The sequence below is a fragment of the Mariniflexile sp. HMF6888 genome (genome assembly GCF_044335535.1).
Classification (GTDB): Bacteria; Bacteroidota; Bacteroidia; order Flavobacteriales; family Flavobacteriaceae; genus Mariniflexile.
Genome location: NZ_JBIQVZ010000002.1, coordinates 460773 through 479390 on the forward strand (window position 1 = coordinate 460773; position 18618 = coordinate 479390).

The window sequence follows — 18618 nt, forward strand, 5'->3', positions numbered from 1 at the left end:
ATTTTTCAATCTTGTTGCGTAACTAACTCTACTTTAACATTTTGCATTGATATATCTTGAACATTCTGAATACTAAAACCGTCTAGAGACTTGACCATCATATCAGTGAATGAAACCTGTTGAATTGGAAGTTCAGCAAATCCAGCAATATAGATACCTCTCCCAACAGGATTATTTATCCTGATATTCTTAAATTGGATATTTCTAAAGAAAGGTGTTTCTGGCGTAAGTGGCTGAAACACTTTTGGACCTTTATCTTCTGGAGCATAATAATACTGATCTAGAGCTATTGGGGCATGATTCCATTTTCTATCTATATGTTTGGTGTTTATATAGGTAATATTTTCCACCCTTACATCTTCTACAAAAGTGTACGAGGCGTCTTTTTTTGTTTTGATGTTTGCTATACTGGCGGCATCAATAAACGTACAATTCTTTACCAAAACACCTTTAACCTTACATCCACTCCCTATAGCAAAGCCAAGAGGTGATGCTCCTGGAGCTGCATTACCATCAAAGACACAATCCAACACTTTAATATTTTCACAAAAGCGGCTTTTACCATCTCCTTTTAACGCAATACTATCATCTTGATTCCCAAAGAGACAGCCCACAATGGTTACATTTCTTGAACCATACGGATCTAGCCCATCACCATTACGTCCTTCTACTGTTGAATATTTTAAAATTTTAACATCTGAATAAATGACATTATCGATATAAATAAGAACATTATTAAACTTTGGTGAATCTTGAAATGTCACACCCTGAACGAGAATATTTGACCCTTTTACCAATTCTAGAAAACGTGGACGCGTTTCACCATTTACTTTTTCTAGACCTACTGGAAAATGTGGCCACCAAGTTTCTCCATTGGCATCTAAAACACCTTCTCCAGTTATGGTTAAATCATGAATGTTTGATCCATAAATCAAACTTTTTCCCGTATGGATTTTGTCTCCATCAGTGTGAGCCAATGTGGTTTTGAACCTCTTCAAAACCCCGATATCGTCATAACCAATAAATGTAAGAAATGCCCCTTTTTCGATCTCAAACGTCATATCACTCTTTAGTTCGATTTGACCAATAAGGTAAGAACCGGATGGAACTAAAACCGTTCCTCCTTTATCACAACTATTAATGGCATTTTGTATGGCTTCGGTGTCCTCTACTTTTCCATTGCCAACTGCTCCAAAATCTTTTACATTAAAAATTTTCCCTGCCTTTTTTGTAGTAACATTAATAGCATTTTCTTCCAGAAATTTATGTGCTTTACTTTTTGTAACACATACTGAAAAACTATAGTTGTGTTCGGGTGAAAGGTCTTTTACCGTATAGGTATGCTTATTTGCCGTTGCTATTTTTACACCATCTTGATAAATATCATAAGACAATTTGGAGTTAGAATAATCTTCAAGCATAACGTTTGGCTCGTATTGGTCATCCCAAAGAAGTAACACCGTAGACGAGGTAACACCCAGTGAAGGGGCCCTTAGGTTCTTAATAAAGTTTGAAGTATTTTGTCCCCATCCTTGAAATCCAATGCATAGAAAAACAAGTAATAATTTATTGATACTAATTTTTATGTTCTTGATTTCTGCGATCATAAGTCTTTACTTTTTTAGGTTTTTATAAAACCATTCATTCGCCTTGTCCCATTGTTCTGGAAATGTCCAATGTCCTGTTTCTAAATAGATATTCAGTTCTTTCGGTGCATCTATTATATTATAAGCAGCAAACATGGACGTTGGTGGGCATGTCGGGTCATTATAACCCCACGAATACCATCCTGGAACTTTTATCCTTTTGGCAAAATTCACCGCATCGTAATAAGGGGCTACCTTTATCCAGTTTGGACGTTTTGCCTCGTTATAATTTTTGAACATGTGGGGCCATCCTCCTGCTCTTCCTTCTAAATACCCCGTTAAATCACATAGCGCGGGGTAAAAGGCAGCTAAATATTTTATTCGTGGATCTAAACCTGCAGTAATAAGGGACAATCCTCCACCTTGGCTAGCACCATTAACGGCTATATTTTCCCCATCAAATTCTTCCATGGAAAAAATATAGTCAACAGCCCGAACACAGCCCAAATAGACCCGTTTATAATAATAATCGTCTAAATCATCTAATTTACTGGTCCAATATGCTTTAAGCGCTCCATTCTTTAAATCACTATAAACCCCATCATCCAGTCTCACCGGAATACCATGTATCCCTATTTTTAGGGTAATAAAACCATCCTCTGCCCGAAGGTCCGCATCATATGATCGAACACCGGCTCCCGGCACTCTTAATATTGCTGGATATTTACCAGAGGCTTTAGGTATTGATAAAATACCATATATTCTACTGTTCTTAATATTACCTATATTGAGTTGATATACATTTATTTTTGAGGTACATAACTCTGGAAGCAGTGTTAGCTTCGGATCTATAGGCACCTTTGCTAATTCTGCCTTTGCTTGTGACCAAAATGCATCAAAATCGGAAGGGTTTTTTACGGTTGGTAAAATATTTTGTGGTTCATAAGCAGCTCTTCCCCTTCCTTTATAGATTCTGTCATTCACTTCTATAGATACCTCACATTCAAGAAAACCAGGAGTATTGATTTTCATTCCATCTATATGAGCCCGTCCAGATTCAGACATAATATCATCTTCTTTCGTATGGGTCATTTTTTCCAATCCGAATGCATAATGGATTTTAACATTAGGTACTAGCTGCCCATCTTGCAAAACTTGAACATTAAAATTGGCTTTTTCTCCTAATTTATAGTTCCAATTGGTATGGTCTGGTGTTACTATAACTTGTACTCTTGATTGGCTTGGCTGGGCATAAAGTGTGTTGATACTTTTAAAAAAAAGTATGGCAACGACACAAAATATTCTTATTAACTTTAGTTTCATTTCTTAAGAATTTTATAATAGTATCTGTGTCATTAATGGAGCATATAAAAAATACTATCTGTTAGTTTATTGGTTTTCTATTTCTTTCAGCATTTTAACAAACTCCTCTGGAGCCGACCATTGCGCATTATGATCTGCTTCTAGTTGTATCATATTCCACCCTTTTTTGTTCGCTCTTTCAGCATGTGGTGCAAAATCATCTAACTTAGGATCAGCACCTTTATCTACAGTAAGAATATATGTTGTTGGTATGTTAAGTCTTTCGGAATTTTTTAAAGAAATTTTGTCTGTCCAAGTTTTTAAAGCATGCGGAACATCCGTAGGAGGTAATTTCCCTTCTAAAACCCACGTTGGAATTACAAAGCCATTTACAGCTTCATAATTTTTAATACTTTTCCCTTTAATTAACTCAATGCTTTCATTATCATTAGGAACGAAAGCATCAATGTAAATTAGCTTTTTAATTCTTTCAGGTATACTATCTGCGACACCAGTAACAACCATACCAGAATAGCTATGACCTACTAAAATAACATCATGCAAATCTTCATAGAGAATTGTGTTCACAATATCCTTAATATGTGTATCTAATCCAACCTCCAAAGACGCCAAATGCACGCGCTCTCCCTGACCTGTTAAAGTAGGCCTATAAACCACACTCCCAGTTGCTGTAAGTAGCGAATCTACTTTTTTAAAAGCCCATCCACCACCCCATGCGCCATGAACAATTACAAATACAGATTTATTATTTGCTTGAGAAAATAAAGGTTGAAATGAAATGCTTGAAATAACAAACAACAAAATAATTTTATACTGTTTCATATTTATTGTTTATTAGAATTATCCCAAACTTCGTAGTCATCCCAATACACATGCGTAGACTTTCCTTTAGAGTTCATATAATTTATAATTTCTCCTGATGTATAAAGCTTAAAAGGATTATGATGAGTAAGCCCATCTGGATTAGGATTCTCAGGGTTGTATGTATAGTTGTGGATATTAAAAATTTCAATCTCTTTTCCATCAACGACAGCTATAAGTTGGAATATACCATGAACCTCATCACCTTCAACAAAATTTACTTTAAGTGTCATCCATTTACCTGTAGGTACAGCAAAATTATTTTGGGTTTCATCCCATATTACTTTACCATGTTTTTTAGTTTCCGGATTGTAAACCTGACCATGTATTGCAAATCTTAAAGAGTCAATGCCTTTGTTCGGCTTATGCAACCCAACTGATATTCGGAACCCCGTTTCTGGTTTTTCCCAAGGTGCATCGTTCCAAAACTCCATAAGTGTAAACCATGTAAAGGCATCTGGATAGGACTTTAGAACGTCCAAGTCTTTAGGTAAGAACAAACGAATGGAATAGGTTAAATTCTTAAATCCTTCTTTACAATTATACATATTGGCCTGGATACGACCTTTCTTCCCATTGAATACATTAGGCTTGTCAATTTTAAAATGAGCCACCTTGTTTTCTGGATTTATGGGGTCTGGGACAATCTTGGCAATACGCATGGATTCATCTCCATCCTGATAATAAATTTTAAACTCACAGTTATTGGGGTCGCCTTCAAGATTGGCTTCCCAATTTCCTTTCGAGGTATTTAAGGTATCTATGCCTTTTAATTCGGCATCTTTACGATCAATTTGAGTAACAGTGGTTCCTTCTTCAAAACCCGACCTGAAAATTAACTCACGCGATTGACCAAAGACAGACGTCCCAAAAAAAATGCATATCGCTATACAAACAAAATTGATCTTAATATTACTGTGTTTCATCATTATTCAATTTTAGTAATGCCTCTAAAAAATAATAGTCAGCATAAATTAATGGAGTATCTATTTCAGAATTCTTCGGAAAATGACCTACACTGTGCTTTAAAAGAAATCCACTGTTTGTTCCTTTTTCAGCCAAATATTCTGGACTCGATAATGTAGAAAGCATTTTCTTTGCAGATTCCACATACCGCAAAGCATCTTCTTCATTTACATAATCTTTCAGCTCTAAAAATGCGGAAGCCATAACGGCTGCTGCGGATGCATCACGTTTTGCCGTTGGAATATCGGGGGCATTAAAATCCCAATATGGCACCATATCATTTGGCATATTAGGATGGGTAAGAATATAATTGGCTATACCTTTGGCATGATTTAAATAACTTTGATCTTTCGTAAACCTATACATCATCGTAAATCCATAGAGTCCCCAACCTTGTCCTCTAGCCCATGCAGATTCATCTGCATAGCCTTGAAACGTGGTTTTCTTTTCAACTGCGCCAGTAATCGTATCGTAAGACACCACATGGTAACTACTAAAATCATCCCTAAAATGGTTTTGCATCGTCTTATCAGCATGAGAGATGGCAATCTTGGTCAAGGTGGAATCCGCAAATTCTTTTCCAGCCCACATGAGCATTTCCAGATTCATCATATTGTCGATAATAACTGGATACTCCCATTTATTGTTCCATGTTGAAAAATCCCAAGATCGGATACAGCCTACCACAGAATCAAAACGTGTAGCAAGTGAATAAGCAGATTCTTTTACTACATTTTTATAAGCTTCATTGCCAGTTATTCTATAAGCATTGCCAAAGCTACAAAACATCATAAAACCAAGATCATGGGTCGCTTTGTTCGTTTTTTCCTTTTCTAAAACCTTTAAACTTTTTTCAGCCTCTAAAAGTAATAGAGAGTCTTTTGTTTTTTCATAAACATAGAATAAACAACCTGGGTAAAAACCACTGCACCAATCATTTGATTTACGTGCAATTAACTTATTATCTTCAAAACTTCTGGGAAACTTATTATATGGAAGTAACCCTGCCAAGTCTTTGTATTGTGAGTTTGCACGCTCAAAAACAGAATCAATACCTAATCTGCTTGGGATACTCTTTTCTTTGTTCTGACACCCATAAACTACAAATAGTAATACTGTAAAGCATGTCAATCTTAATGTATTCATAATGGTTCTCAATTAAATCTCATTTTCATTTCTTTTGCACTTTCAACTCTGTCTATATTCACATCTTCATACATTTCTTCCAATTTGGAAACTAATTCTTCAAATAAAGAAGGGTTATTTTTGGACAAGTCATTTGTCATTAAAGGATCCGTCTCAATATCATACAATTTATAGCTGTTAGGTTTTAAATATAGCTTATCACTATAACCGTATAGCACAAAGTTGTCCTGCCTAATAACAACCTGTGGAGGAATCCCCTCTTTTATAGGTATATTCCCTATATACCTTTGGTTATAACCTTCTCCCTTCAATTCCCAATTCTGTCTACGTTTTTCAAACTGCCAGTATAAAGGATTTTCACGTTCAATTGGTTTATTGTTCACCAAATAATGGTACATACTAACACCGTCCGTTTTTACTTTAGAATTTAGGTTGATATCTGCAATATCACATATTGTTGGTAGTACATCATAGTTGACATTTGGGATGTCACATATTCTATGAGCTATTTTTCCCTTCCATGAGATCAATCCTGGCACTTTAATACCACCTTCATACAATTGCCTCTTTTGCCCCCGTAGAGGATAACTCGTCCCAAATGATCTGCCAGACGCGGGGTTAGTTCTCCACACTTCTGGACCATTATCTGATGAGAAAAAAATTATCGTATTTTCTCGTAACCCCATAGAATCCAAAGCTTCCATTAACCTTCCTATTTGATGATCCAGATAGGTTACATTTGCATAGTATTGGTCTTTATCAGGGTCCCCAGTAGAATACATATTGTTGTATTCATCTGGATTGGAAATAAATTCATGAACCGCATCATAAGACAGAAACAAAAAGAAAGGATTACTCTTATCTGTAGTTTTAGACAACCATCTTAAAGCATTATCAGTAATAATTTTACTTGAATACCCCTCTATTACACCAAGTGGATGTCCATCTAAATCAAAGAAATCTCCTGGATTTTTTTGTGAATTTTTCTCTAAAGCTGTTGTTAAATGAGGATTTTCTTTGGTTACCATTCCATAATCAAAACCCTGTTGTTTCGGAAAAGATCCTGTCCTACCTGTCCAAGCATTAGGGTCATTCCAATCAGCACCATTTAAATGCCATTTACCAAAGATGGCAGTACTATAATTTTTTTCCTTAAGAAGTTCTGCAATTGTAATCTCTTTTCCACTTAGAAAAATGCGATCATTATCTTTCTTATCACTTATAAACAAATCAATATTAACTCTATTCGGTATTTTTCCTGTCAAAAGACCTGCCCTTGATGGGGAACATACTGGAGAGGAGGCGTACTGTTGGGTAAAAACCACAGATTGATGTGCAAGTTGGGCTAAATTCGGGGTTTTTATATATGGATTGCTAAATTCACTAAGTCCTTGAATACCAAAATTAACATCCCCATACCCTAAATCATCGGCTAATATATATATAATATTGGGGCTAGGAGTAACGTCATCATTTGATGGAATCTTAAACGAATAAAAACTCGTCACTACCAGTGCAGTTATACCAATGACAATTAAAAATTTGTATTTATATTTATTAAACATACCTATCTTTTTTACTTTAATTCTTCCAATTATCCACCTGAAAAGATGACGCTGGCAATCCCTCTGTATTAAAAAGTTCGCCAACCACCCAATCTTGGTAAGCATAACGTACCGCTACAGGATGATCGACTCTATCAGCGAACAGAACGATTCCCTCTTTTGTTAAAAACCCCTTAGCTCTAAAAAATTTCTTGTTTTCACCTGCTATTTCAAAGTTCTCTAGAGGTTTACCGTAGGTTGTCAGTCCGTTCTGGGCATGATCAAAAGTCAATTTTAAAAATTTCCCTTCTGTTTTCATTTCCTTTAATACAGGACCAGAATATTCAATACCCTCTATACCATAAGTTTTATTTAAGGCAATGTATGCCAATCGTTCTCCTACAACTTTCTTGTTTGCTGGATGGATATTATCTTTTTCTCCCACATCCATTAAACAGGCCATACCGATTCCTTCTATATTTGACAGAGATACATCTAACATAGACTGTCTTATTTCAGCAGAATTAATAGTATCCATATAATCAAAAGGTGCAATTTGTGCGTAATAAAAATTCAAATCTTGATTATCCCATTGGTTTCTCCAATCCTTGATTAACCCAGATAAAAGTTTCTTGTAATTATCTGGTTCCTTTCTATTCGCCTCTCCTTGATACCAAAGAAATCCTTTGATACCATATCCCGCCATAGGATTTATCATCCCATTAAAAAGATACGTCGGGCGTCGGTGTTTACCTTCTTTTTCCATATCTTTTTGTTCTATAAATTTAAATTCTGAAATAGTATTAGCACTTATCCAAGGCTCTATTCGAGTACCGCCCCAACTGGATGATATAAGTCCTACGGGGACATTAAGCACTTTGTTAATCATACGCCCAAAGTAGTATGCTGCTGCACTAAAATTGGCTACATTTTTAGGAATACTTTCTTGCCATTCGCCTTTAAAATCACCTTGAGGCGTTTCACTAGTTACCTTATCAACCGTAAACAAACGTATGCTATTATTGGATGACATCACGATATCATTAAGTGCTCCCAATACGGGTTGGTTCGTGTAACCGCTCATGGGCATATACATGTTTGATTGCCCGGAGCATACCCATACCTCACCTATCAATACATCTTGTAATATTAATTCTTGGCCATCGTTTATTATAATTTCATAAGGCCCTCCTGCTTTTGGGGTAGATACCTTTAGACTCCAATTTCCATTCTTGTCTGAGTTGGCCGTATATTGATTATTATTCCATGAGGTAATAACCTCAATTATCTTTTTGGAATTCGACTTCCCCCAAATCTTAACATTGGATTGCTGTTGAAGTACCATACCATCTCCAAATATGGCTGGTAACTGCACTTGTGCAAAGCCTACAAATGAAAGTAGGAATACACAAAAACTTATGATGATTGATTTCATTTTATACTTTTTATTCATCTCAATAAATTTTATTAACTGCTACTTACTAGTTACTTTCTAAGTTTTATTTTGTTTAATGCGTCTTTCATTTCCTCTACCTTCTCTGGAAATTCACTAGTAACATTTTTAGTTTCTTCAGGATCATCATCTAAATTGAACAGTTGTGGTGTGGTCATTAATCCTGTTTCAACGTCTTTATTTAGCAACCAATCTGGTGTTGGTCGTTCTTGAGGCTCTATATACTTCCAGTTTCCCTTCCTTAATGCCAATGTAAAAGCTTCTTCAACCATAATCTCGCGCCCTTTTTCACTCTTTCCCAACCAAGCATCCAAATGGTTTTGGCTATCAGGAGCAAACTCTTCTGAAAATTTTCCTCCAGTTAAACTTGCCAACGAAGCATATAAATCAACCTGATTAAGCATTGCGGAACTTTGCCCCGATTCAACATTATTAGGCCAAAATACAATTGTGGGCATTCGGGTACCTGCCTCATAAATCGAGTATTTCGCCCCTCTATAAATACCTGCTGGTTTATGGCTTCCTAGCAACTCTACGGCCTTGTCAGCATACCCATCATCTAATATGGGACCATTATCACTTGTGAAAATCACCAAAGTGTTTTCGAGAAGCTTGGACTTCTTTAAATGATTAATTAACTCCCCAACGCACCAATCCATCTGAGCAATGGCATCACCACGTGGGCCCATAGAAGACTTTCCTACAAACTTTTCGTTTGGTGCACGGGGTACATGAATATCATGAAATGCGAAATAGAGAAAAAATGGATTTTCTTTATTATCAGTAATAAAGTGTTTGGCCTTATCTGTAAGTACAAATGGAAAACTTTCATCTGTCCATAATGCTTCCTCACCGCCATTCATGTAACCAATTCTACTGATGCCATTAATAATTGTTTGGCTATGCTGAGGATCAGCCAACTGTTTCAGTTTATCTGGGTTTTCAAGTCCTATTGGGTAGCCTTCTAATTTATGAGAATAATTGACTTCTATGGGGTTATCAGGATTCAAGCCCACTACCTTCTGATTTTCAACAAATACACAAGGCACACGGTCTCCCGTAGCTGGAATCAAAAAACTATAATCAAATCCTATTTCTTTTGGTCCTGGTGTAATTTCCTTGTTCCAGTCTACTTTTCCAAGACCCAAACCTAAATGCCACTTACCTATAACAGCTGTTTTATATCCAACTTTTTGAAGCATTGCGGGTAACGTTTCCTTATCTGGATTGATTATCAAAGGAGCATCTCCAGGTAGTACTTCAGCCTTATTACGAAATGCATAACTACCTGTTAGTAAAGAGTAACGCGATGGTGTACATGTTGCAGCAGAACAATGTGCATCCTGATGGTTTATTCCGTTTTGAGCTAAAAAATCAATGTTTGGGGTTTCCACGCCTTTCGCCCCATTAATTCCAATATCACCAAAACCAAGATCATCGGCATAAATAATAATGATATTAGGTTTAGAAACAGGTACTTCCTTTTTGTGTTGTTTAGATATACAACTGAAATTGAATATTAATAAAATTAGGTATATCGTGTATGCTTTCATTTTCATTTGTTCATAAAAGGTTTATTGTCTATAATTTGTATTATTGGGCACCAAATCCAAGCTTCCCAAAAAGTCCATACAGGCGGCCTTAACATCATAGGATCTTCCTTCTTTATCGTGCGCCAGTTTTATGGTCTCTATAAATGCTTCTTTTTCATCTACATATAAAAGAAAGTTCACCGCCATGAGCGCTAAATCCAGATTGTCGCCCAAACAATATGATTGCAATAATTGTTTTGCTTTGGCGTCTTTAAACTGCTGATAAGCTATGGCAGATGCAATCACAGAAACAGGAGCATAATCATCATCCATAGCATCTCGGATGTCTGAAGCATACTTTTGCATTATCTGTGTGCTTTGAGAACGCAGCCCCATTGCTGCCCAGTAGCGTACAATTTTGTTTTCGTCTTTTAAATATGTTATCTGTTTTTCGGCTACTTTACTATTCTGGTACCCCGATAAGGAAGCTACTTTGTATATTTCAGCAATGGGATATTTGGTGCCATCCAATCGATATTCATAGGGTGCAACAGCTTTCTTTACTAAGTTTAATTCATATTCGGGTAAGAACATGATGTCCTTGGATTGTAACACCTCATCTCTCAACTGAGCATCCATTTTATCTAATATTTCTTTATAGTCTGGGTTATTTGCTAAATTTTGGGTTTCCCAGGGATCTGATTCCAAATCAAAAAGAAAAACAGGTGGGCGCCGTTCAAAAAGGCTATTTTGAAGACTATCCAATATACCTGCTTTATAATCTTGACGCATTTGTTGTTTTATTTCACCTATTTCCATATAACGGATGTACTTAAGTTCTGGCATGTAAGGCATAAAATTTCTTGAGTACACATAACGTCCATCGGTTACGGTCCGTACCATATCTATTCCATTGTCTGAGCGGTCCGAGGAAATCACCAAATGGTCCGTTGGCTTTTGCCGTCCTTCCCCTAGAAGAATCCGCCCTGTTAAATGTTCCGGAACCTGTCCACCTACCAGACTAATTAACGTTGGGGCCAAATCGGTAAAATCGACCAACTCATTCGTGACAACCTCTGTACCCCAAGGAGAAAGTTCTTTATATTTTTCTGGAAACCATATCACAAAAGGTACTCGATATCCATAGTTAATCCCATTGGTTTTTCCTCTTGGCATTCCCTCTCCATGATCGGCGTAGAAGAAAATTATAGTTTCGTCCATGAGTCCATCATCCTTTAATCTTTGAAGCAATTGTGCGATTTTTTTATCGGTCAATCTTAAGGCATTGTAAACTCTTGCAAACTGTTTTCGCATCTCTGGACTGTCATGATAAAAGGGAGGCATTTCAAATTCATCATCTTTTATGATTTCTTCTTCATCTAAATTGGCTAAAATGTTTCCTTTATACCATTCAAAACTTTCTGTCATGGTACGTGACTGGTGCGACTCCGTAAAGTTAAAGACTGAAAAGAATGGCTGGCCTGTTCCTCTGTTCCACCAACCAGCTTTACTAGAACTTTCATCCCAAGCCTCAGCGATAAAACGCTCTTCGTCTTTTACATTATAGTCTGTTTTTTTATTGTTGGATGTATAATATCCTGCTTCCTGCAAATACGCAGGGAATCCCTTTATGTAACTTGGCATTTCAATATCACTGCGATGGTTTCCTGTACCTGTTTTATAGGTCTTAACACCTGTAATAATTGCCGTTCTACTAGGAGAACAGACCGTGCCGGTAGAAAAAGCATTCGTAAACCGCACACCGCCATTTGCCAATTTATCCATAGTTGGGGTTCGCGCATCCTGGTTACCATAAACCCCCAAAAACTGTGGCGATGTATCTTCAAAGGTAATCCAAAGGATATTTGGTCTAAGCTTTTCTTCTTTAGTACAGGCAGTGATAAACAACACCAAAGAAGCTAAAACATATACCTTAGCATTTTGGACTAATTCAACAAACAAACTATAACGCTTTTTCATTTTTTCATTTAATTAAACAACATTAACAATTAGCCTCCTATAAGAAACTAAATTAGGACTACCATTATCCTTAACTTCTATGATAATATGTATCTCTCCCTTTGGTGCTTGCTTGGGTATATTAACTTTTATTTTGGCTTTATTCTTGTTACTTATAATTCCATATGTTGTGGAGGCATCATGATATATCCACCAATTGAACAATAGTCTATTTCCATCTGGATCTGAACTGGCATTGGCATCAACACTAATGGTCTCTCCGGATTTTGCTTTTAGAAAAATGATTTTTTTGCTCGAATCACCATTGATTGAAACCTCTGGATTGTGGTTAGCTTCTTCAAAAGAAGACACACACCACTGCATTCGGGCGGCAAAGTCGTTCTGATAAGCTTCTCTCCAACGAGCGACCGTCCATTTTCTGCATAATGCGCCATCATGTTCGCCCGACCAATGATCATCTTGGGCATCAATAAAGTGGTTGCCAGAAAAGTGCTCAAACCGGCCACCCCATCCACCCCATTCTGGATGGTCAGGCTCACTTAATCCATTATGCAAAAAATAAAACCAAGATGGCGTATCCCCTTCCTTGATTCCTTTGGTATTTCTAGAAGTATTAGGGTTTTGGTTGACGATTGGATAACCTTCTCCCAATGTCCCTTTATTAAGAATATTGGACTCTAGCCATTCTTCAGAATTATAGGTTTCAACACCCGGCTTTACGAGAGGCAATGTTACATAATCCCCTCCTTTACTATCATTTTGGTACATCCCACGAAATGAAGCAGCCTTTGTGTCTATAAAAGAAGGACCACTTTCTACATAAAAAACTGATGGAAAGTTTCTATAGATCCATTCACCTGTTCCTATATTAAATCCATTAGGATATTGATCTGCAATGGCATATACACGAATTTTTGAAATAAATGTTTTTAAATCTTTTTCGGGTCTAGTGTCTTTTACATTTAATAGTGCTTGCGCCAAATCATGCGAACCACCCCATACCACAATATTGAGTTTTTCGTTACTGCTATCTACCGTTTTAATAATATGTTCTGTTCCTGGCGTACTTTTACCTGATTGTAAATTACCACTACCGGCATTGGCTTCTCCTTCAAAAACCAACGCTCTTAAAAACTCTGCTTTTGGATACCCAGATGCATGCTGACTAAGCTTTTTTTGAACCAGTTGATAGTCATCAATAATCGAATCAATTAAATATTTATTTATTTTAAGTTTGGGTTGGTGTCTATTACCTGATGCTGTTGCAATAATACCAGTTAATCTGAATTCATTGGCATAAAGCAATAAACGTCTTAAAGACTGTATATCATCAGGATCGGCACCAATATCAGTTAGTACCAATAAACGTGGTTTGTCCTCTTTAAAAAACTGCTGTGCTGAAGCACAATTTACCGTCATAAAGATCATTAAAAGAAAGTAACCATAGCTCCAAATCATATTTAAAAGACTTTTTTTAATCATTATTTCAAACATTTGCTGTACTACAAATAAGACACATTCTAGCTTAATCAGTTTTTTTCTTTCCGTAAATAGCTCTTAATGAACCTGCTATGTATGCTGCCTGAAGTTCACGAACTTTGTCGTTGTAGTGAACATGGTCGATATAGCTGCTATCGCCACCAATGTTTTTTGTAAATGTATACAGGTCAATTACCGGGATATTGGCATCGTGCATCAAACTATCGGCAATTTTATTGTAAGCTATCACATCTGCAGCATGTCGTTGAAAAGAATCTTTCCGTCTGGGTGGATTATGAATAGAATCGACAACAGCCGTTGTTCTAACCCAAACCAGTTTTACATTTTTATCTTTGGTTAATCCTAAAATTGCTTTTAGATTTCTTTTATAATCTTCTGAATTAACCTGATAGCTCCCATCCTTTGGATTTACTTTTATATCGTGAAGTCCGCAATTAAGCAATAACACATCCGGAGAAAAAGAAGGTTCTTTATACCTCTCGGTTAAATAAGCAAGGGCACTTCTGGAATCTCCTCCATTACTTCCTCTCATGATACCAGCAGATTTAGGTAAGCCTAAATCATCTCGCTTTCTATCAAAGGAAAAATCTTCTTTTAAATAACCTTCCAAATACTTTCCATAATGTTCTGATATACTATCTCCCAACACAAATAATTCTGATTTTCTTTCCTGTAATCCCATTGAAAGCATTAAGAAAACCAGGGGTATTCCTAATAAATGCTTTGTTTGTTTTGATTTCATTTTATTCCTAATTTTCAAATTCAACTTTTATATTTTCAATTCTCGATTTATCCTTTGACAAACAACCAATTAGCTCTAAATCTTTAAGACTTTTTATCTGTTTGCCCTCCACAACAAGGTTTATAAAGGTGATCTTACAATCGTAACCCGGTTCTGCATGTAGAAATAGTCCTGCGAACTGTTCCTTGTATCTTCCTTTCCAGTCTTATACACCGTTAAATTTTCTATTTACCATAAATAGATCTTAATGAACCTGCGATATAAGCTGCTTGAAGTTCTCGAACCTTGTCATTGTAATGAATATGGTCTACATAGCCATTTTCGCCAGCAATATTTCTGGTAAATGTATACAGGTCAATTACAGGTATATTTGCATCGTACATCAAATCATCTGCGATCTTATTATAAGCTACCACGTCTGCAGCATGTCTTTGAAACGAATTTTTCCGTCTGGGTGTATTATGAATAGAATCTACAACAGCCGTTGTTCTAACCCAAATCAATTTTACATCTTTTTCCTTGGTTAATTCTAAAATTGCTTCTAGATTTCTTTTATAATCTTCTGAATTGACCTGATAGGTCCCATCATTTGGACTTACTTTTATATCATGACTTCCGCAATTAAGTAGTAACACATCTGGTGAGAAAGAAGGGTCTTTAAATCGTTCTGTTAAATAAGCAAGGGCACTTCTGGAATCTCCGCCATTACTTCCTCTCATAATACCACTAGATTTAGGCAGGCCTAAATCATCTCGCTTTCTATCAAATGAAAAGTCTTCCTTTAAGAAACCTTCTAAATATTTCCCATAATGTTCTGATATACTACTTCCTAAAACAAATAATTTTGCCTTCTTTTCCTGCATTCCCATTGAAAGTGCTAGGAAAATTAAGGGTAACATTAAAAAAAACTTCGCTTGTTTTGATTTCATTTTATTATTAATTTTTAAATTCAACTTTTACATTTTCAATTTTTGACCTATCCTTTGGCAAACAGCCTATTTGCTCTAAATCTTTGAGGTTCTTTATTTTTTTACCTTCTACAACTAGGTTAACAAAGGTGATTTTACAATCATAACCTGGTTCTGCATATAAAAACAGTCCTGCAAACTTTTCTTTATTATCTTCTTTTCCAGTTTTATATACCGTTAAATTCTCTATCGTCATACTGATATTCCCTCTAAAAGCCTTAGTAGTTCCCATAAAATCAACGGCACTTATTTGCAATATTGAATGTTCGGCATACTCAATCGTTGCGTTTTTAATAAGGAGCGACTTGATATCACTTTCCTTATTTCTGTCACTAAACTTAAACTGCCCTGTATGAATCATATCTAAACCATCTACCACAATGTTGCTTATATCGCTTGAAGCCTGAGTACCAATTTTAAAACCACTGGCCTGGCCGTTTCGTACAACGTTATTGGTTATCTTAAAATCAGTCATCGGAACATAAGGTACTTCCATCGTCTTAGGACAAATAGCATCATCTCCAGTTAACAGAATATTATCTGAAATTTCAACATGCTGGCAATTGTCCGGATCTATACCATCCGCACCATGTGGATATCGTAAAACAGCAATGTTATGTATTTTAAGGTAGTTACAATAATGAGGAACAACCGCAAAACCACCTCCTCGTATTTTTACACCATCTTTATGCACTCGGGCTCCTCCCATGCGTATTATGATTCCTTCTATAGTGAGATTATCACAATTTCTAGGCTCTAGCACAAATTTGGTCGATGGAAAGTTGGTTTGAAGCGACCCTCTTCCTCTTAGTGTAATAGAATCCTTGTCTTTTATGACTAGCGGGGTTTCATTACTGCTAATAATTGCTCCACTTTCCAAATACACAGTCGTATTACTATTTTTTACAGTAAACTGTCCTCTATAAATACCTTTAGGAAAATAAACGGTTCCCCCCGAAGGACACTGATCAAAAGCACGTTGCGGACTCGAATAATCCAAAACGTTCAAAACATTGTCATCAGAAACATTAGGAATATTATCTTCCTTAGGCATCGCAATAATTGCTAAAATTCCTTCTCTTTCAACATCTTGATTCTTATCATTAGCCGTGTTAATTCCCAAGATTAGCTTTTGAGGCTTATCAATAGTAAAGGTCAAAACCTTACCAGTAATTTTATAGGGAATATTTCTTCGCAAAGGGCTCAACCAAGTGGTATTTGGATCAATCAAATCCTTAAAAGTAACCTCTACATCCACGGGTTGGCTCATATCAAAATGAACATAACTAACAAAATTATACTCTATATCGTAGGCTGGTTCATACACTTTATAGTGGTGCACATACACTTCTTTTCCATTGAGTTTTACAGAATAAAAAGAACTACGGGAATCAATGTGTTCACCACCATGCACCTTCACCTGAGCAAAGGATAATAATGACGTGAGTAGTAGTGTTATATATATAAATATTTTCATTGCAATGTGTTTTAATGATTGGAAACTAAACAAACTCTTTACTGAAGTCTATATCACTTTAACTGACTTGGCATAAATATGTCTAATTTCCTCATTGGATGCTTCAATTTTCTTTTTTGCAACATCATAACTATCATGCACAGTCATTAGCCTATCTGCAATTTGAGAACCCGTAACATCCATGATTTCAAAAATCCAATCGTTGTATCCCAAATCGTAGTACATCTGCCCCTTAATGGTATCCTGTGGCTGGCGTAAATAAAAAGCTGGGGTTCCATTAGTTAAAGCTATAATGGGGGAGTGACACTCAAAACTAAGCACACTGTGAGCATCCTTATAAACAGAGGCAGCTTCATCTGGCATCCAATAGCCTCGTTTAACTACATAAGGTTTCACATCATCTGGTAAAGGATCTATTAGGAGTTCATCCATAATATCCACCTCATAAGTCATTTCCGGACAAACCAATACTTTATTGCCCGTTTCTCTCACCCACCGTATCATTACCTCCCGCAGTTTTGCATGGTCTTCTTCCATGTACTTTAAGTTTGTTTCATCTACATTTTTTATTCGTTCTTCTGACCATTTCCAATTGGTGAACTTGTAATAAGGTGCATAACGTAACCTTGGAATAACGCAAATAAATTTCTTTGGTTCTAAACCATTTTCTGATAAGAATGATTTTCCCTTCTTGTCATCCCGAATATCCATAAAAAAAGTAGCATCGGGCACAAATGAAACATGTTTTCCCGAGATACCATTTTTTGACAATACCTCTAAAGATGCTGTTTCTCGTGGATATATAAAGGAAGCTTTAAGAAGTAATTCTTTTAATGATTTGTTTACAGATTGTATGGTAACTCCAAATATTCCAAATGGTTTTCCTGTAGCCTCTACCCAAGCCTCTAAATGTTTTTGACCTTGAACAGAAGGACCAGAACCATGAATCATGATATCTGATTTCTCAAATGCTTCAAGCACCACATTAGTAGTTACTTTTTTGTTTTCATCTACATCCCCATAGATCACTTTAACATTAGGGAAATTTTTATGGAGAAGTTCTTTTACAGGTTCTATTGCTACACTCCTTTTCCAAAGTATAATTTTGGCTTTTGGTAAAAAGGTTTGTAATACATTGATGATTCCTGGTGTATGGGCTATATCCCCAATATTGACATCCTGCCAGCCCGAAAGCAATAGGATTGTTTTACCTTTACCAAAACTTGCAAAGTCATCAACAGTCAACTTATCAATATCCTTAAATTCCAACATAGCAGGAGTAATAAAGCCTGAGGATAACAAAACTGTTGCAATGGCTGGAATCGATCGTTTTATAAATTTTCTTCTTTTCAATGTTAATGTGTATTTTATTAATCAATCATAATTGTGAAATCTCCCTTTTCCACAAATCGTTCCATATTAATATCTCTGTGTTTTTTTCGTAAACGGGCTTTTTATCGCTCTAAATCTGTCATTTTGGGAGTACCATGTCCTGTAAAACTATTTGCTTCATAAGTTTTAAATTCTTTGTCGTACTTTT

14 protein-coding genes are annotated in these 18618 nt (G+C 36.1%); all 14 read right to left on the reverse strand.

Translation table 11 applies throughout. The features are described 5' to 3' along the window. Nucleotides 1–5: 5 nt before the first annotated feature. Nucleotides 6–1607 carry a glycoside hydrolase family 28 protein gene (locus ACGLWY_RS07265; RefSeq protein ID WP_396619012.1) on the reverse strand — a complete coding sequence of 534 codons (1602 nt, stop codon included), beginning with the start codon at nucleotides 1605–1607 and terminating at the stop codon, nucleotides 6–8. Between the two features lie 6 nt (nucleotides 1608–1613). Continuing rightward, nucleotides 1614–2909, reverse strand: a complete 1296-nt coding sequence (locus tag ACGLWY_RS07270) for an acetylxylan esterase (protein WP_396619013.1) — start codon at nucleotides 2907–2909, stop codon at nucleotides 1614–1616. Nucleotides 2910–2975: 66 nt separating this feature from the next. Beyond that, nucleotides 2976–3731 carry an alpha/beta fold hydrolase gene (locus ACGLWY_RS07275; protein WP_396619014.1) on the reverse strand — a complete coding sequence of 252 codons (756 nt, stop codon included), beginning with the start codon at nucleotides 3729–3731 and terminating at the stop codon, nucleotides 2976–2978. A 2-nt stretch (nucleotides 3732–3733) separates the two neighbouring features. Then, entirely contained in the window at nucleotides 3734–4699 is a 966-nt protein-coding gene (locus tag ACGLWY_RS07280; RefSeq protein WP_396619015.1) for a hypothetical protein, read from the reverse strand. Then, a complete protein-coding gene (locus ACGLWY_RS07285) occupies nucleotides 4683–5882 on the reverse strand; it encodes a glycoside hydrolase family 88 protein (protein ID WP_396619016.1) in 1200 nt (399 codons plus the stop codon). Before ACGLWY_RS07285 ends, ACGLWY_RS07280 begins: the two co-directional genes overlap by 17 nt. Nucleotides 5883–5890: 8 nt before the next feature. Continuing rightward, nucleotides 5891–7390 carry a sulfatase-like hydrolase/transferase gene (locus ACGLWY_RS07290; protein WP_396619017.1) on the reverse strand — a complete coding sequence of 500 codons (1500 nt, stop codon included), beginning with the start codon at nucleotides 7388–7390 and terminating at the stop codon, nucleotides 5891–5893. A gap of 73 nt (nucleotides 7391–7463) precedes the next feature. Next, complete coding sequence (locus ACGLWY_RS07295) at nucleotides 7464–8861, reverse strand: sialate O-acetylesterase (RefSeq protein WP_396619018.1); 1398 nt, start codon at nucleotides 8859–8861, stop codon at nucleotides 7464–7466. 50 nt (nucleotides 8862–8911) lie between these two features. Further along, entirely contained in the window at nucleotides 8912–10432 is a 1521-nt protein-coding gene (locus ACGLWY_RS07300; RefSeq protein ID WP_396619019.1) for an arylsulfatase, read from the reverse strand. A gap of 21 nt (nucleotides 10433–10453) precedes the next feature. Further along, nucleotides 10454–12391 carry a sulfatase gene (locus tag ACGLWY_RS07305; protein WP_396619020.1) on the reverse strand — a complete coding sequence of 646 codons (1938 nt, stop codon included), beginning with the start codon at nucleotides 12389–12391 and terminating at the stop codon, nucleotides 10454–10456. A 12-nt stretch (nucleotides 12392–12403) separates the two neighbouring features. Continuing rightward, nucleotides 12404–13873, reverse strand: a complete 1470-nt coding sequence (locus tag ACGLWY_RS07310; protein ID WP_396619021.1) for a nucleoside hydrolase-like domain-containing protein — start codon at nucleotides 13871–13873, stop codon at nucleotides 12404–12406. A gap of 43 nt (nucleotides 13874–13916) precedes the next feature. Then, on the reverse strand, nucleotides 13917–14633 hold the full coding sequence (locus ACGLWY_RS07315; protein ID WP_396619022.1) for an SGNH/GDSL hydrolase family protein: 717 nt from the start codon (nucleotides 14631–14633) through the stop codon (nucleotides 13917–13919). 224 nt (nucleotides 14634–14857) lie between these two features. Next, entirely contained in the window at nucleotides 14858–15562 is a 705-nt protein-coding gene (locus ACGLWY_RS07320) for an SGNH/GDSL hydrolase family protein (RefSeq protein WP_396619023.1), read from the reverse strand. Nucleotides 15563–15569: 7 nt separating this feature from the next. Continuing rightward, nucleotides 15570–17078 (reverse strand): glycosyl hydrolase family 28 protein, encoded by a 1509-nt coding sequence (locus ACGLWY_RS07325; RefSeq protein ID WP_396619024.1) that lies wholly within the window; start codon nucleotides 17076–17078, stop codon nucleotides 15570–15572. A gap of 48 nt (nucleotides 17079–17126) precedes the next feature. Next, a complete protein-coding gene (locus ACGLWY_RS07330; protein WP_396619025.1) occupies nucleotides 17127–18431 on the reverse strand; it encodes a polysaccharide pyruvyl transferase family protein in 1305 nt (434 codons plus the stop codon). Nucleotides 18432–18618: the final 187 nt, after the last annotated feature.

Bases quoted from the DNA above. Each gene is read 5' to 3' on its own strand.
- ACGLWY_RS07265 (WP_396619012.1), bottom strand. From the start codon at position 1,607: ATGATCGCAGAAATCAAGAACATAAAAATTAGTATCAATAAATTATTA.
- ACGLWY_RS07300 (WP_396619019.1), bottom strand. From the start codon at position 10,432: ATGAAAGCATACACGATATACCTAATTTTATTAATATTCAATTTCAGT.
- ACGLWY_RS07310 (WP_396619021.1), bottom strand. From the start codon at position 13,873: ATGATTAAAAAAAGTCTTTTAAATATGATTTGGAGCTATGGTTACTTT.
- ACGLWY_RS07305 (WP_396619020.1), bottom strand. From the start codon at position 12,391: ATGAAAAAGCGTTATAGTTTGTTTGTTGAATTAGTCCAAAATGCTAAG.
- ACGLWY_RS07285 (WP_396619016.1), bottom strand. From the start codon at position 5,882: ATGAATACATTAAGATTGACATGCTTTACAGTATTACTATTTGTAGTT.
- ACGLWY_RS07315 (WP_396619022.1), bottom strand. From the start codon at position 14,633: ATGAAATCAAAACAAACAAAGCATTTATTAGGAATACCCCTGGTTTTC.
- ACGLWY_RS07295 (WP_396619018.1), bottom strand. From the start codon at position 8,861: ATGAAATCAATCATCATAAGTTTTTGTGTATTCCTACTTTCATTTGTA.
- ACGLWY_RS07275 (WP_396619014.1), bottom strand. From the start codon at position 3,731: ATGAAACAGTATAAAATTATTTTGTTGTTTGTTATTTCAAGCATTTCA.
- ACGLWY_RS07320 (WP_396619023.1), bottom strand. From the start codon at position 15,562: ATGAAATCAAAACAAGCGAAGTTTTTTTTAATGTTACCCTTAATTTTC.
- ACGLWY_RS07270 (WP_396619013.1), bottom strand. From the start codon at position 2,909: ATGAAACTAAAGTTAATAAGAATATTTTGTGTCGTTGCCATACTTTTT.
- ACGLWY_RS07280 (WP_396619015.1), bottom strand. From the start codon at position 4,699: ATGATGAAACACAGTAATATTAAGATCAATTTTGTTTGTATAGCGATA.
- ACGLWY_RS07325 (WP_396619024.1), bottom strand. From the start codon at position 17,078: ATGAAAATATTTATATATATAACACTACTACTCACGTCATTATTATCC.